Origin of the sequence: Acinetobacter sp. WC-323 (assembly GCF_000314615.1) — a bacterium.
Lineage (GTDB): Bacteria > Pseudomonadota > Gammaproteobacteria > Pseudomonadales > Moraxellaceae > Acinetobacter > Acinetobacter courvalinii.
On the sequence record NZ_AMZS01000014.1, the window covers coordinates 23,634 to 38,342 of the forward strand.

The 14,709-nt window shown below is 41.9% G+C and carries 10 protein-coding genes; 2 read left to right on the forward strand and 8 right to left on the reverse strand.

From position 1 onward, the window contains the following. Positions 1–211 precede the first annotated feature (211 nt). The 3 genes from ACINWC323_RS16965 to basE all read right to left on the reverse strand — a co-directional run bounded on the left by ACINWC323_RS16965 (position 212) and on the right by basE (position 3,995). Positions 212–1,363, reverse strand: coding sequence for a histidine decarboxylase (locus tag ACINWC323_RS16965; RefSeq protein ID WP_009507303.1), 1,152 nt, complete (start codon positions 1,361–1,363; stop codon positions 212–214). A gap of 115 nt (positions 1,364–1,478) precedes the next feature. Beyond that, positions 1,479–2,348 (reverse strand): isochorismatase, encoded by an 870-nt coding sequence (locus tag ACINWC323_RS16960; RefSeq protein WP_032880926.1) that lies wholly within the window; start codon positions 2,346–2,348, stop codon positions 1,479–1,481. Between the two features lie 18 nt (positions 2,349–2,366). After that, positions 2,367–3,995: a (2,3-dihydroxybenzoyl)adenylate synthase BasE gene (gene basE / locus ACINWC323_RS16955; protein WP_009507316.1), complete on the reverse strand. Its 1,629-nt coding sequence runs from the start codon at positions 3,993–3,995 to the stop codon at positions 2,367–2,369. 161 nt (positions 3,996–4,156) lie between these two features. Between basE and ACINWC323_RS16950 the strand changes: the two genes are divergently transcribed. Together ACINWC323_RS16950 and basC are read left to right on the forward strand one after the other, a co-directional pair. After that, the gene (locus ACINWC323_RS16950) at positions 4,157–7,099 is read left to right on the forward strand and encodes a condensation domain-containing protein (RefSeq protein ID WP_032880928.1); all 2,943 of its coding nucleotides are present in this window, start codon (positions 4,157–4,159) and stop codon (positions 7,097–7,099) included. Between the two features lie 47 nt (positions 7,100–7,146). Next, positions 7,147–8,457, forward strand: a complete 1,311-nt coding sequence (gene basC, locus ACINWC323_RS16945) for a putative histamine N-monooxygenase (protein ID WP_009507314.1) — start codon at positions 7,147–7,149, stop codon at positions 8,455–8,457. 67 nt (positions 8,458–8,524) lie between these two features. Here basC and ACINWC323_RS16940 read toward each other — a convergent pair whose 3' ends face one another. The 5 genes from ACINWC323_RS16940 to ACINWC323_RS16920 form a co-directional block, all read right to left on the reverse strand. Next, a complete protein-coding gene (locus tag ACINWC323_RS16940) occupies positions 8,525–10,852 on the reverse strand; it encodes a TonB-dependent receptor (protein ID WP_032880930.1) in 2,328 nt (775 codons plus the stop codon). An 85-nt stretch (positions 10,853–10,937) separates the two neighbouring features. Then, entirely contained in the window at positions 10,938–11,906 is a 969-nt protein-coding gene (locus tag ACINWC323_RS16935) for a siderophore ABC transporter substrate-binding protein (protein WP_009507295.1), read from the reverse strand. 6 nt (positions 11,907–11,912) lie between these two features. Beyond that, positions 11,913–12,683: an iron ABC transporter ATP-binding protein gene (locus ACINWC323_RS16930; RefSeq protein WP_009507243.1), complete on the reverse strand. Its 771-nt coding sequence runs from the start codon at positions 12,681–12,683 to the stop codon at positions 11,913–11,915. Further along, positions 12,680–13,627 (reverse strand): iron chelate uptake ABC transporter family permease subunit, encoded by a 948-nt coding sequence (locus ACINWC323_RS16925; protein ID WP_009507249.1) that lies wholly within the window; start codon positions 13,625–13,627, stop codon positions 12,680–12,682. The genes ACINWC323_RS16930 and ACINWC323_RS16925 overlap by 4 nt, the downstream gene beginning before the upstream one ends. Further along, entirely contained in the window at positions 13,627–14,568 is a 942-nt protein-coding gene (locus tag ACINWC323_RS16920) for an ABC transporter permease (RefSeq protein WP_009507260.1), read from the reverse strand. Before ACINWC323_RS16920 ends, ACINWC323_RS16925 begins: the two co-directional genes overlap by 1 nt. Positions 14,569–14,709 lie beyond the last annotated feature (141 nt).

The following is a 14,709-nucleotide window of genomic DNA, read 5'->3' on the forward strand; positions in this document are numbered from 1 at the left end:
ATAAAGTTTCGCTGCAATTGACCTGCAACAGGCGCCCTTGCTGGTCTTTCTGGTGTTGCAGAAGCATGAACAACAAAAACTGATAAACAGTATTTTTTTAGAAAATTTAATTGCATCATCAATTCCCAATAATCCGGTTAAAATATTTTTAATTCTTTTTTAGACTGTAAAAATGAATATGGATTCGCCCAAAATATTTTGCTGTATAGGACTAAAAACCGACTGTACGTTTAGCGGTACCTTGCAGATCAAAAATAACGTCGTCAATTAAGTGGTCAATCTGACGTGTATCTCGATGATGTGCCGTGGTAATTAGATGCGCCATATTTCCTGAAGTGGCCAGATAATGTTTTTTCCAGACGTGCTCAGAAGGACACGGAAATACCACCGTGATTGAATTCGGATTGCGCCATGCAGGAATTCCCACGGCATGAAAGCGATCAATCGCATACTGGGCCATTTTTAGACAATGTTGAATTCTCTGTCGTCTTTGTAAATTGGTTTGGCTACGTAGTGCCGCCCACATCAACAGAACCGTATGCCCATTGCGAGAACCACTAATGGTTTGATCACGTGTAGAGATATAGTCCACATCTACCGATATACGCTCTACATTTTGACGTTTGGCCACAACAATGCCACACGGAATCGGTGAACCAATCATTTTATGACCAGACACACAGATCGAGTCGATCCCATCCGCAAAAGAAAATGCCTGAGGTTGATCGACGAAAGGTAAAATCATGCCACTTAGGGCAGCGTCGGCATGAATATAATAATCTCGACGCAATATTCCGATTTGCTCCAGGCGCTGTTGAATCATTGTAATGTCATCAATTGCACCGGTCATGGTGGTACCAATATTTGCAAAAATAATGGGATGCGTTTCTTTATTGGTTTTTATTTTATCAATTAAATCATCATAGTCGATTTCACCATTCGCCAATGATTTAACCAAGCAAGATTTCATCTGCAATAATTTGGCAATTTTTCCAACCGAATAATGCGTATCTTTTGAGTAATAGAGTGTCGAATCCGGGAATAGTTCACGTGCCAGATAACAGCCAAACATATTGCCTTCTGTTCCCCCATTGGTCACGTATCCCCAGCTTTCCTCAAAAGCAATTTGAAAAATTTCAGCAAAATAGGCCATCACATCTTTTTCAAAATCAAAAGAATTCAATGCATAATTGCTAACGTCTTTCCAATCACCACAATTATTAATAGAGAATTTGAAAAAACAGAATAAAGCGGAATAATCAAAATCTGCAGATTCAGGATATCCAATATTGAAGTATTGATGTTTTAAGCAGTAATTCCAGAATTTCTCTATTTTCTCATGATCAGCAGGCGATAAATTCATTTCTTGCTCCGTTCATATGACGAACATGTCGTCTAAGGAGTCGCTATCAAAGATATCAATTTCATGTATAAATTTAGCGACCAGGAATTGTCGTTTGCCTTATGGTGGCAACCCTCTACCCCGCAATCCTTTGCCGTGCGTCAACCAACGACCACCAATTTGATAAAGTCGGTGTGCGTCCTAATTCTTCAAAACTAATATTGATTCCCTGCGCTTTCAGTTCCGAAGAGAACTGCATAATCCGTAAGGAGTCCAATCCATACATAATCAGATTTTCCTCTGGATCTAATTCTTCCTCTTCTATGAGTTGCTGGACCTTTTGCTCTAGCCAAGGCCGGGTAATAGCATTTGTCGCTTGTCCCACGACAGATTCAGTGTCTACGACCTGCCCACAACGTGAAGAGACATATTGCAGCGCTAAACGATGTTCTTCTTCAGAAAAATCGGCGACTGCATCCCCAACAAGAAAAGCTTGTATATCATTCATAAAGGCTTCAACTGCCGTTACCATACAACCGATATGCGCATAGACACCGCCAATAATGAGCTGGTCACGATTCCAGTTTTGCATTCTTTCAAGCAAGTCCGAACGTTTAAATGCGCTATAACGCCATTTCGTGAGGACAATGTCATGTTCAGCAGGAGAAAGTTGATCAATAATGCTTTGCTGATCGATGGTTGAAGCGGGTAAACCCGGTCCCCACATCGCATTCAATAATGCACGATCTGATGCGGGCTGTTCATAAGGCTGTGCCGTATAGACCACAGGAACATTATTCTGATGCGCCCAACTTCTTAGTCGAACCAAATGATTAACAACCGTTTTAATTAATTCACTTTCCGCATCGTAAAAATTTAAAAAGTAACGTTGCATATCATGAATTAACAATACTGCCCGCTTAGGATCTAACTGCCAGTCTGTTTTGTTAATTGGATAACTTTGTGGTTCGGGCATCAGGTAAGTAGAAATTTTTGCAATAGCCATGTTCTGCTCAATATTCATTCAAGATGTTATAGCGGTATTTAATAGGCTGCGAAGCTGTTTTTTGTCCACCTTACCAACAGCGGTCAGGGGCAAGCTTGCAATTAATTTGATCTGGTCTGGCAGCTTATATTGTGCAATCCCTAATTCCATGAGATGGCGTCTCAGCGCCACAGCTTTAAGTTCAAGATGACGGGCAACAATAAAGGCACAACTCTTTTCACCGAATTTCTCGTCCACAATTGCAACCAGAGCAACGTGAATAACGTCCGGATGTAAAAGAATAAGTTTTTCTATTTCTTCCGAAGCAATCTTTTCACCACCGCGGTTAATCTGGTCTTTAATTCTGCCGACGACCCGTAAATTCCCCTCAGGAGTACGCTGCACCAGATCGCCTGAATAGTAATAGTTGTCCTGATCAAAGACCTGTGAATTATGTTCAGGGCTGCGGTAATAGCCACAAAAGGTATAAGGACCCCGAGTCGCAAGCATCCCGATTTCACCTTCCGCAACTTCCCTATACTGCTCATCAACAATTTTGATTTCATCATCCGGACTGATGGGACGCCCTTGTGTGCTAAAGATTTGCTCATCGGCGTCATCGAGTCGGGTGTAATTGACCAAACCTTCGGCCATTCCAAAGACTTGTTGTAATTTACAGTTGAGGACTTCAGGTACTTGACGGGCTAAAGATTCAGGAAAGCTGGCTCCCCCCACCTGAAGCAACCTTAAAGACTGAATTTGATCTTGATAGTGTGCTGCTTTTTCCAGCCACATAATGACGGCACTTGGCACTAAAGAGGCCATATTGACTTGATGTCTCTGAATAAGAGAAAAGCAATTCAGCGGTTCAGGATTGGGGGCCATCACAACACATCCACCAGCATGTAAAACCCCTAATGCACCCGGTGAACTCAACATAAAGTTATGCGGAGCTGGCAGCGCACACAATAAGCGGGTATTCGGGCTTAAACCGCAAATCTCGGCACTGGCCCGCACACTATAGTCATAGTCATTATGGGTGCGTGGAATAAGTTTTGGTGTTCCCGTACTTCCCCCTGACAACTGAAAGAAAGCAACTTCATCGGCAGGTGTAGATGAAAAATCGATACAGGTTTCTGCGGGTGTTTCAATCCAGTCTAATAGTCCGCAATCAGCTACTTGATGATTGAGCATCAAAATAATGTCAGGGCTTAAATTTACTTCATCAAATGAATCAATGAATTGATTATTGCTAAATACTTCATGCTGACGCGAAGCAATTAAAAGCTTAGGTTGAATCTGTTGAATAAAGGCATTGAGTTCATATTGACGATGGCTATATAGCGCATTGAGTGCAACCACACCCGCCTTAAGCAAGGCAAAAAATACAATATAAAACTCTGCAATATTGGGAAGTTGTACTAAAGCAGTATCCCCCTTGCCCAAGCCTTTTTCAGCGAGTCGGGACGCTAAATTTGTTGATAAACGATCCAGCTCGATATAACTCAACTGTCGCTCGCCACAAATAATAGCTGGCGAATGCGGATGCGATTGAACCCCTGCCGTTAAAATACGCGTCAAAGGCTGGTCAATCCAATACCCTTTATTTCGATAATGTTGCGCACGCTCTTTGGGCCAGCGAACAAACTCAATCAACTGATTTTTCATGGCATTCTAAATATTCGATTTAATTTAATGGTTATCAAGCTATTGATTATTCGTAAGTTTTCTTAAATATCGGTATAAATATTTAATTTAAATACCGACCAAAGAAATTTCTTAAGACGGACAAGCTATCTATTCACAGCAAAGTTGAAAATGATTAACAAATGCAACTGGTAATCATTTTCATTTGTTTGTATGATGCTGAAACAAGATTAATTTGTCAACCGAGTTATCGTTCAATGTGTGAATTAACTTCGATGCAGGCGGCTTGCTGGTTTGGTCGCTCTGGCAACACAACCTTAGGTGGGGTCGCTGCTCACCTCAATGCAGAATTTGACGGTCAGTTTATTGATTTACAAAAATTACATTTAGCACTTCAACGACTTTATCGAGAACACTCGATCTTGAGATTAAGTTTGAATGCCGATGGCATCCCGAACATCATGACTGAGATACCGCAACAGATATTGGAAGTCGATGATTTTTCAAAGCTTAGTGTTCATCAAACTGAACAAATGCTCATGCAAAAACGGGAGCAATGGACCCATCAAAAACTTGATTTAAGTCAGGGTCAAACTGCAAGATTTTCTGTCAGTGTTCTTAAACAAAATGCTTTCCGTTTTCATGTCGATACGGACATGATTGCGATTGATCCGTCCAGCTTCCTGAATTTAATGGAAGATCTTTCTTTGTTTTATGAAGACGCGGAAATATCATTTTCCCGTCCGCCTCACTTTTTTGACTGGTATCAAAAAATACGGACTGACCCTGAACTCAAAAAATTAAAGCAACGAGACCGTTTATGGTGGAAGCAACGGCTGCCTCATATTCCCCCTGCACCATCACTCCCTTTCATTGATCAAGAGTTTAAAACAGCAAAAAGTGTTCGTTTAAGTACGTGGTTATCGCCACAACAACGAACAGCATTACAGCAACTTGCCAGAAAACAACATCTGACTATGACTAACCTGATATTAGGTTTATTTGCCTATACGCTTGGTCATGCAACCCAAGATCACAGCTTCCGCTTAAATATTCCTACTTTTTGGCGTGAACCGGCTTTAAAAAATGTCGAAGGCACTATTGGCGATTTTGCTAATTTAGTCATCCTCAATGTCGATATGAAAGGGACAACAACCTTAGCCGCATTCTGCAAACAAATAGCAAATCAAATGCTTGAGTTATTAGAGCATTCACATTATTCGGGTGTGAATGTGCTACGTGACCTGTCGCGTTATCAAGGTAGTGCCCAGATTGCTCCCGTAGTATTTACCGCAGCACTCGATTTAGAAAATGATAATTTGCTTTCCGATCGCGTCCGTCGCGTTTTTGGCGCCATGAATTGGGTGATTTCACAAGGGCCACAAGTTGCACTTGATGCGCAAGTTGCTCATGTAGATGACGGTATTTTAGTGAATTGGGACATCCGTTTAGATGCCCTACCCAAAGAATGGATCACGAATTTATTTGAATCTTTCATTCATTTACTTAAAAATCTTGCAGCACACTCTGAGCAACTTAATACACAAATTATAAACTCAGCAAAAAATACTCCATCAGATCGTACGTCTCAAAAACCATTAAATGCATTACAACAAGCCTACCTATTAGGCCGAACTCAAGCCCTTCCGTTAGGGGGTGTTGCCATGCAGGAGTTTAGGCAGTATCACGGCAAAATGGATCTTGTTTTATTAAAACAACGATTGACAGAAATGGTACGGCGGCATGACAGCTTACGAACTTATATTGATAAAAATAGGTTAGTACAATATGTAAGCAATCAAGTGATTGTCAATTTAAAAGAAATAGACCTAACTACCTGGGAAGCTGAGCGTGCATCTCACCACATCCAGTCCTATAAAAATAGTTATACCCATGAGCTATTTGATTTAAATCAGTCGCCTTGGAATATCACGATTTTTTTATTAAAAAATAATCTACTAACGATTTTTGTCCGCTTTGATGCATTAATTTTAGATGGCCGATCTATAGCTTCACTTATGTTAGAGCTATTCGATGGACAACAACATGATATCCAAACGCAAATAGAAGACAATGAAGCTGAAAATAGCTTGTCTGTTCATCAGGAAGATATGGCTTACTGGGAAAGAAAATTTTCTAAATTATCTAACATTCCAGCACTTCCGTGGAAAATGCCTTTACAGCATTTAGCGACTTCGCGTTATCAACGTAATACTCTAATTATAGAAAAAGATCAGTTTAAACAGTTGTCTAAAATTGGCGCAAAACATTCACTGTTTAAAAACTCAATCCTCATGGCGATTATTCTGGAAGTGCTGTCTCACTGGAGCACTGACCAATCTCTGTGCGTGGCCGTTCCTACATTGCCCCTCTATGCCGGACCATTTTCCAATAGCTCTACATTTATTGCGGTTGAGTGGCAAACTGCAGATCAATTTGCTGAACAAGCCAACCGTTTGCAAACAGACGTTTTACAGGGTTTACAGCATCTTTCATTTTCAGGCGTTGATCTGGCCCGGCTATTATTTGAAAAAGTTGGCATCGCTCCGGTCTTGCCGATTGTCATTACAAATGGCTTGTCCTGGCCTGTATTACCTGAATCTCATCCTGTTCAACAACACGATGGACTGACCCAAACCCCTCAAGTTGCCATTGATATTCGCTTTAGCACCAGAAATGACGGCGCTTTGATTTTCGATATTGATTATGCCCAAGAAGCATTCCCACCCCACATGATTGACGATTTCTTGGATGCGCTGCAATTGGCAATCAAGCAAATTATTGGCTCAGAAATCTTCAGTTTTGATCTCAGCAATTTTCTCAGTGAGCTTCAAAATAACAGGTCCTATTTCAATCATAATGAGTCCGTTGATAGATCTGCACCCTTTGAAAATAATACTAAACCGCATAATCAGCTACTCGACATTTATTTAGACGTGATCGGCCAGGCACCCAATCAGCACGTGGACAACTCAACGCATTTTACGCATCTCGGGCTACGCCCCCATCATTTAAAGGTCGTTTCAAAACGTATTCACGAAACATACGCGATTCAACTTTCACCTCTTCAACTTATCCAATGTCGCAATATTGCGGATGTAGAGAAACTCCTTACACCCCATTAATTCGTATTTAAAACATTCATCATTTTGGAATCAGATAAAGTATAAACATGAAAAAAATAGATATTACCGGAATTGGTATTGGGCCATTCAACTTAGGTTTAGCTGCGCTTTTGTCTCATCATCCCGAAATCAAAAGCGTATTTTTAGAACGCAAACCAGAATTTCGATGGCATGAGGGACTGCTATTGCAAGGCACGACATTACAAGTCCCTTTCTTTGCCGATTTAGTCACCATGGCCAATCCTTGCCATCCATTAGGCTATATTAATTATTTACATCAACATGATCGCTTACATCAGTTTTATTATTACGACAGTTTTTTAATCCCACGCCGTGAATATGACCATTATTGCCGTTGGGCTTCAAAACAATTACCGGATTGTCGATTTGGAGAAAACGTCAATCATGTGGAATATGACGCCAAGCTGGATAAATTTATGATAGAAAGTGAATCAGCCTCAGGCGAAAAACAAAAATATATCAGCCAAAATCTGGCAATTGGTATCGGCACTAAACCGCGAATTCCCCAATGGCTGGCAACATGCAAGCACCCTTTGGTCAAGCATTCAGCAGAGTTTGCAAAAATTCAGGCACAACTGCGACAATGTAAACAAGTCACGGTGATTGGTTCGGGCCAGAGTGCAGCAGAATGTGTACTTGCTTTATTTAATTCCCTGACACCAGAACAAGTAAAAGCAGGTGCATCTATTCGCTGGATCACACGTTCAGCCGGCTTTCACCCGATGGAATATTCTAAACTTGGGCAAGAATGTTTTACCCCTGCATATATGCAATATTTCCAAAGCCTGCCTAGAGATAAACGCCGCGATATTGCGGCTAGTCAGGGCCTGATCTATAAAGGCATTAGCTTCTCAACCATTGGTGATATCTATGACGTACTTTATGAACGTTCAGTGGGTGGTGAGCCGTGCGGTTTAAGCCTATACACCAGCTGCGAAGTTGAATCGGTTGAAGAGCTTGAATCGGGTTCCCTGCGTTTGACCTGTTTACATACCCAACTTGATCAACGTTGTGAATTAGAAACCGATGCCCTTGTCGCAGCTACAGGCTATGTGCATGACTGGCCAGAATGGTTCCAGAATATGAAAGGTTCTGTTTTAGCGGTTGATGATAAAAATGACTGTATTGTTCAAGAAGACTTTACCGTTTTACGTTGTGATCAGGGACAAGGCCGTATTTTCATTCAAAATGCCGAGATTTTTCAGCAAGGGGTCGGTTCTCCTGACCTGGGAATCGGTGCCACTCGAAACTCAGTGATTATTAATCAATTGCTGGGGCGTGATGCTTATCGAATTCCTAAACAGTCTTCTTTCCAGCACTACGGTTTACCCAAATAAATAACAACGATTCATAAAAAAACTGCCAAATCTGATTTGGCAGTTTTTTTTATATTTTCTGATTAAATTAAAAATCAATCGAGGCCGATAATAAATAAGTACGCGGCGCACCCAGCATTAAACTTGTAAATTGAGGCATTGCCCAATATGACTTGTTGGTGAGGTTATCGATATTCCCACGAATCGTGACAGGGAATTGCGCTATTTTGGTTTGGTAACGTGCGCCAATTCCGTACACTTCGCGTCCGGGTACTGAAGTTGAGTTATCCGTATAAATATATTGTTTGGACGCAGCTGTTGCATTGGCAGTCAAAGTTAAGCCCGGGATATATGGCACATCCCCTTCAACACCAAGTTTCGCTTGCATTTTTGGAACCCCGGCAACAACATTGCCTAACTCGTTTTTAATTCCGGTTTTTGTGATTTTAGGATCAATATACGTAAATCCGCCCATTACACGCAGACTGTCCATAGGTGAACCGTAAAAGCCCCATTCAACTCCGCGATTACGTTGTTCGCCATCAGCGCCGTAAATCGATTTACTCTTGCCATCCGTACTTCTAATCACATACGAATTTCGAGACTTGATCTGAAAAACACTCAAGCTATTGGTGAATTTACCGCTGTCAATTTTAATTCCGGCTTCCATCTGTTTGGTTTTGAAAGGAGAAAATATTTGTCCTTCATTTTCGTAGTTCTGTCCTGTTGGTACCGTTCCCCCTGAACTTAATCCTTCGATATAGTTGGTATACAATGAAACATGATCATTGGCTTTGAACAAAATTGCAGCTGCAGGCGTAATCGCATTTTTATCATAACGACCGTTAACATTTCGGACGCCCTGCCCATTCAGACTTTCAGTAACAATATTCTGGTAGCGTAGCCCTAAGGTCAATTGTAACTGTTCTTGAAGCATCGACAGGGTATCGGCCAGGCCAACACTTGTTAAATTTTCTTTATTGCTAAAAATAGGTGCGACCGCAACACGATCCGGCTTACTGCCCCAGTTTGGGTTATAGATATTGGTTATACGGTCTCCTCCAGGAAATCCTTGTCTGATCCCCGATTCGTCATCCGTTTCGCGGTAATGTGTTGCATTTAATGCCAGCGCATGTTTTACAGCGCCTGTATCAAATTTCCCCCGTAAACCAACTTCAGCTGACTTACGTTCATACTCAAAACCTAAATGAGCAATATTGAACTTGATATCTCCTGCCTGATTTTGAATTTCAGTTTTAGCAGCCCCCAAAGTATCATATTCTGTTTTACTCATACCCGCCGTGGCATACGCCATCCACTGATCGTTCAAGTCATACTCACCGCGAATCATCCCGCCTTTATCACGGGTGTTATAGACTGTCCAGGTCGGGTTCAGCAAAGTATCTGGGTTGGGCGCTTTAGGTAATTTAACGCCGGATAAAATGGTTAAACCACGATTAATACCGTCAGCATGGTCACGACTGGTATATAAATCGGCTGAAAGTCGTGCATTTTCGCCTTTCCAGTCCAAACCCAGTGAAAAGAGATGCGTGGTTTTCTCCTGCGATTGAATTGGACCTTCGCCATCTCGATAGACACTATTGAACCGCACACCAAATTCTTTGTTTTCACCAAAACGGCGTCCAACATCCAAATGCCCGCCGAATTGCGAATCCGACATATACGTGGTGGTAAAACGTGTTAAAGGATCATCGCCCGCACGTTTCGGCACCAAGTTAACTGTTCCCCCTAAAGTTGCCCCTGGCGGCATGCCATTGAGCATTGCCGAAGGTCCTTTTAATACATCAATGCGTTCAAACATTTCCGGTGAGGCGCGATATAACGGTGCAATACCATATAATCCACCCATCGAGGTATCGCGACCTGCCGCTACAGAACTCGATCTAAACCCACGAATCGCATAACTTTCTGCAATGACGCCATAAGCGCCCGTTGAAAAAATAGATGGATCCGTTTTTGCAATCACATCGGTGATATCTTTCGCTTGCTGATCTGCAATATATTTTTCTGTATAAGCAATGGTATTAAACGGGGTTTCCATCGCGGTTTTATTGCCTAAAAAGCCAACTGAGCTTTTCGTGGACACTTGTCCCCCTGCATAATGATCGTCTTGTTCAGCTTTGACTGTAATGAGCGGCAAAGCAGTTGCATTGACTTGCGTAGTCGGTTGCTGATTAGGGCTTTCTATTGAATGATCAATCACGGCAGCATGGCTATTTGATGCACATAGTACAAATACGGTACCTAATGCATAGCCTAATCGAAGTGCCATTTGTGCCGAAGCAATTCCATTTAATATGAAAGAACGGCGATTGATTATTTTATCATTCCCGGTTTTTAAATTAAGGTTATAACTCACGTTGTTCATTGGAATACCTGCAATATTGTAATTCAGTTTTTATTAACTATCTGCTTAAAAAACTTAGCAAAATAGTGAAAATTTATGCTGTAAGATTTGACTCGGTTATACGCCCCAGAATTTATTGATAGCCTTTTTTCACATCTTCCATCACAATTTTGAGAGAGGTAGGGCTTGCAGCCGTGGTGTACCACGCATCCGCATCAACAAAAATGACACGACCGTTTTTCCATGCTTTGGTTTGACGTAATAATGGATTTTCAACACTGGCAGCATTAATTTTTGCGCGATGCTCCATTACGGCAGTCCGGTCCACGATATAGAGAATATCCGGGTCTGCTTTTTTGATGAATTCACTCGAAATTGGTTGCCCATGTAGACTTGTATCCATGGCACTACTGGCCGGCTTTACCCCAAAAGCATTAAAAATAAAGCCATAGCGGGACTGAACACCAAAATTACTAAATGCCCCATTGTTATGAAGAACGACCAGCGCTGTTTCCGGGCGATTGGCTGTCACGGCTTGTACCTGCTTCACCTGTTGATCAAGTTCAGAAACTTTCTGGCGAGCCAAATCTTCTTTATTAAAAATTTTTCCCAAGGTCATCATATGGTCTTTCACCAGATCAATATGATGGCTCCCACTATTGTTGAAGTTAATATCATAATGAATGGTCGGGGCAATTTTTGACAGTTCCTGATACTGATTAACGTGTAAGGGCGTCATCAAAATCAAGTCTGGCTTTAATGCATATATCCTTTCCATATTGGGCTGTACAATTGCACCCAGATCCTGAATTTGTAGATCTGTTTTATATTTTTCCAGAAAGTGTGGAATATAATCTTTGGGCATTCCCCTAATCGGGACATTGAGCTGATCCAGAAAATCAGCCTCATTCATATCAAGTACGGCAACGCGTTGCGGTAGATGATCAATCACCGTGCTGCCAAGCGCATGTTTTACCGTAATCGGCTGGGCCAGCTTTTGAGAAGCTGGAGTGCGCTCTGCAACTTTTTGATCACATGCTTGGAGAGTGACAGCTGCCGCTATGATGAGGGCGATCCCCCCATATCTTTTCTTCCAGTTCATATCGATTCAAGCTCCGGATGAGTTGAAGTAATTACACATACAGCCACGCTCACTGTATGTAATTTCAAAATCAAGCTCGTACAGATCATTTAATTGCGTCTCTGTAATCACTTGTTGCGTTAACCCACTGAAATGAAGCTTGCCGTTCTTCAGCGCGACAATATGATCTGAATAATTCGTGGCAAAATTGATATCATGAATGACTAAAATCACAGTGCGCCCTTGTTCATCACATAAGCGTCTGAGTGCACGCATAATCTGAACGGCATGTTTCATATCAAGGTTATTTAAAGGTTCATCTAATAAAAGCAGGTCTGTCTGCTGCGCGATGGTCATCGCCAAAAAAGCCATTTGCCTTTGCCCACCACTAATTTCATCGATGTAAGCTTTGCGCAGTGGCTCTAAAGAAAGAAACTCAATCGCTTCATCAATCAACTGATGGTCCTGTTCGCTTAAAACACCACGGCTATAGGGAAAGCGTCCAAATGAAACCAGCTCTTCTACGGTTAAGCGCAAATTAAAGCCGGGTGCTTGACGTAAAGTCGCGACCTGCTTGGCGTAAACAGCGGTTTTAATAACCGCAATATTTTGATGATTCAAAAAAATCTCGCCCTGATCTGGCTCAATTAAACGGGCCATCATCATGAGCAAAGTTGATTTTCCTGCGCCATTTGGACCAATCAGTGACGTCACCTGACCTGTAGGAAATTCAATATTGATGTCCCTAAGTACGGGCTTATTCCCGTATGACTTATGGATATTTCTGACCTGAATCATGTAACACCTCGGGTACGAACCGCCAACGCAAGGAAATAAATGCCGCATACCAGATTGACCAGAATGCTGACCGTGGTTTTGTAATTAAAAACATGCTCAACGAGAATCTGAGCTGCAATAAATATGGCAATGGTGAGCGCACACCCCATGGGTAGCGTTAATTTATGCTGATAACTTTTGGCTAATGCATAGGTCATATTGGCAATGAAGACGCCCATGAATACAGTCGGGCCAATGAGACTGGTCGATACCGCAACAAGCACAGCGATCAGGGCTAAATAAAAACTGATATAACGGTGATGATGAATGCCGAGTGAAATGGCTTGCTCACGCCCTAAAACCAGAACATCCAGAACAGGAAGTGCTTTTCTACCGAGGAATAAAGTAATGACTACGGCTAAGCTGGCATACAATAAAGTATCTGTTTGAGCACGATTAAACGAAGCATAACTCAAGCCCTGAAACACAGAGAATTCACCGGGACTGATTTTGAGTTGAATAAATTGGGTAACCGTCCCGATGACCATGGTCAGGACTAACCCCAAAAGTAGCAGTAAAAAGACATCTTTTTTGCCATAGGGCAATAACCAGGTATGGATGAACCATGAATACAGCAGCATTAAAACAATAGAGATAAAGAAATTACCATTTACCCCTAACTGACTTAATCCATATGTCCCCCAAACAAACAGCAATAACACTTGCCATAACAAATAAACCGCTTCATAGCCCATAATTGAAGGGGTTAAAATACGATTACCAACCAAGGTCTGAAAAACAATCGAGGACACCGCAATACATATCCCCGCTACAACAATGGTGGCAAGACGCAGCAGTCGGTGAGGAATGACGTATTCAACATCAAGTCCTGAGTTTAAAAATAGAAAACATACCGCCAGGCAGGCAACAATCAGATAAATCAGGTATAACTTTGTGATACGCATTATCTGAACTCCCTCAAAATGAGGATGAGGAAAATAACGCCCCCTATACCACCGGCGGTCAGTCCAATCGGTACTTCAAATGGATAAATGATTAAGCGACCGAAAATATCGCAAAAAAGTAAGAGCGACGCCCCGCCTAAAGCGACAATCGGCAAGGTTTTAGCTAAGTTTTCTCCGTATTTCAGTGCGACTAGATTGGGAACCACGAGCCCGACAAAAGGAATTGCACCTACGGTAATGACAGTGGTTGAAACGGTAATCGCAACCAGTATTAGACCGCTGGCTGCTATCGCTGCATAACGAACTCCCAAGCTCGCCGCCATCTCCTCCCCCATACCAATCACGGTAAAGCGATGGGCAAAAAGATAAGTCAGGACAACAATCGGAAAAATAAGGTAAATGACTTCATAGTGACCTTGGATAATTTTCGAAAAATCTCCTAAAAGCCACCCTTGCATACTTTGTAAAATATTAAAGCGATAGGCATAAAACTCGGCTAAGGCAGTGAGTACACTGCCATACATCAAGCCAATGACGGGGACTAAAACGGTATTTCTAAAATGGATACGGCGGATAATGGCGATATAAATCAAGCTGGCAATAAAACAAAAAAAGATCGCAAATATCATTTTACTCAGCGTGCTGGTTACCGGGACTAATGTTAATGACACTAAAATTCCCAGTTTGGCAGCATCCAGACCACCCGAAGTTTCCGGTTCAACAAACTTGTTACGCACAATATGCTGTAGGATGACGCCACACACCGCCAGTCCGATTCCGGTCAGCACAATGGTCATTAAACGAGGGATACGGCTGGCCGTGAGTGTAAGCCAGCTCTCATGAGAAAAAGCAAGCAAAGCAGACCATTGTATTTGCTCAGCTCCGAGCAACAATGAACAAATACATAAAATGATAAAAATACAGAATAAGCCCCATTGCATCAGTGGTATGCCCCACTCAAACCGAAAACAAACGATGCAATTTGCAAATTTGGCCCGTTCCAGCACAAGGCATGCAAAATTTTTTCAACATTCGCTGGGCTTATTGTCCTTTCATGATTGAATATACTCATGAAAACACCT